Source organism: Pseudomonas sp. Sample_21 (genome assembly GCF_004307525.1).
Taxonomy (GTDB): Bacteria; Pseudomonadota; Gammaproteobacteria; order Pseudomonadales; family Pseudomonadaceae; genus Aquipseudomonas; species Aquipseudomonas atacamensis.
This window is the reverse complement of record NZ_RCNZ01000013.1, coordinates 1-1,995: the sequence shown is the minus strand read 5'-3', so window position 1 is coordinate 1,995 and position 1,995 is coordinate 1. Positions and strand designations below refer to the sequence as shown.

General features: G+C 63.1%; 2 protein-coding genes. Both read left to right on the top strand.

Going from position 1 to position 1,995, the window contains the following annotated elements:
- On the top strand, positions 1-501 hold a 501-nt coding region (locus D8U71_RS00955; RefSeq protein WP_277751615.1), incomplete at its 5' end, for a glycerol-3-phosphate dehydrogenase C-terminal domain-containing protein.
- Positions 498-1,995, top strand: a 1,498-nt coding sequence (locus tag D8U71_RS00950; protein ID WP_130886985.1) for an FGGY-family carbohydrate kinase, incomplete at its 3' end; no start/stop codon positions are given. The genes D8U71_RS00955 and D8U71_RS00950, both read left to right, overlap by 4 nt.

Sequence of the window (1,995 nt, the reverse complement as noted above, 5' to 3'; positions counted from 1 at the left end):
GGTTGCGTGACTTTGGCCGGCGGCAAACTGACCACATTTCGCCCGCAAGCGATCGAAGTGCTCAAGGCGTGTGCGGTGATGCTCGGGCGTTCTTTCGTCGATGACGGCGCGCCGGTGTTCGCCGCTGTGCCGCCGCTGACAATTGCGGGACTGAGCGGCAATCAATGGCGACGCTTGGCCGGACGTCACGGTCGAGACCTGCCGAGGCTGGCGCAATTGCTCGGCGAACTCGGTCTGGAGACGGTTGGCGCCAGCGATACGTTGTGGGCCGAACTGGCGTTCGCCTGCGAGGCGGAAATGATTATGCACCTGGATGATTTGCTGCTGCGCCGCACCCGTTTGGGCCTGTTGCTGCCGCGCGGTGGCGAGGATTATTTGCCTGCAATTCGCACGCTCTGCCAGTCGCGATTGGCCTGGGACGATGAGCGCTGGCAGGCGGAAATCCAGCGCTACCGTTTGCTGTGGCTGCGCGATCAAGGCTTGCCGGAGATCACCCCATGAAATACCTGTTAGCCATCGACAACGGCACCCAGAGCGTGCGCGCACTGCTCTTCGATCTGCAGGGCAATCTGCTCGGCAAAGGCAAAGTCGACTTGCAGGCGTACTACTCGACGCAACCCGGTTGGGCCGAGCAGGACCCGGAATATTACTGGGCGAAACTCGGCGAGGCCTGCCAGCAACTCTGGCAGCAGACCGGCATCGACCGTGCGCAGATTGCCGGCGTGTCCCTGACCACCCAGCGCGGCACAGTGATCAACGTGGACGCCAAGGGCAAACCGCTACGCCCGGCAATTGTCTGGCTCGATCAACGTCAGGCTGAGGTCGAGGGCAGCATCAAAGGGCCGTGGGGCTGGCTGTTCAAACTGGTCGGCGTCCAAGCGACGGTGGATTATTTTCGCGCCCAGGCCGAGGCCAACTGGATCGCCCGGCATCAGCCCGAGGTGTGGGCGGCGACTGACAAGTTTTTGCTGCTCTCGGGTTTTCTGACTCATCGCCTGTGCGGACGCTTCGTCGATTCGGTCGGCTGCTGCGTCGGTTATCTGCCCTTCGACTTCAAACGGCTGAAATGGGCGGCGCCGCGCGACTGGAAATGGCAGGCACTGGCGGTGCGCCCGGAGCAGTTGCCAACCCTGCATAAACCCGGCGAAACCCTCGGCTACATCACGGCCGAAGCCGCGCGCCACACCGGCATTCCCGAAGGGTTGCCGCTGATTGCTGCTGGCGCGGACAAGGCCTGCGAAGTGATCGGCTCCGGCGTGGTCGATGCGCGCACCGTGTGCCTGTCCTACGGCACCACCGCGACCATCACCAGCACCCGCTCGCGCTATTTGGAAATCGTCCCGCTGATCCCGCCGTACCCCTCGGCCGTGCCCGATCAGTACAACTGCGAAGTGATGATCTATCGCGGCTACTGGATGGTCAGCTGGTTCAAGAACCAATTCGGCCTGCGCGAGATGCAGCAGGCAAAAGAGCAGGGCATCGAACCGGAGCAACTGTTCGACGCGCTGGTCAACGAAGTGCCCCCGGGTTCGATGGGTTTGATGCTGCAACCGTACTGGTCACCGGGCATCCGCGAACCGGGCGTGGAGGCCAAAGGCGCGATGATCGGCTTCGGCGACGTACACACCCGCGCGCACATCTACCGGGCGATTCTCGAAGGCCTGGCCTACGCGCTGCGCCAGGGCATGGAGAACATCGAGCGACGTTCGAAGGTCTCGATCCAGCGCCTGCGCGTCGCCGGCGGCGGCTCACAAAGCGACGCCGCCATGCAACTGACCGCCAACATCTTCGGCCTGCCGGCAGAGCGCCCGCATGTGTATGAAGCGTCCGGGTTGGGGGCGGCGATTTGCTGTGCGGTGGGGTTGGGATTGCATCGGGATTTTCCATCGGCCATTGCGGCGATGACTCGGGTTGGAGCGGTTTTCACACCGCAGCCTGAGGCGCAGAAGGTTTATGAGCAGTTGTACAGAGAGGTGTATTTGCGTATGTACCGGC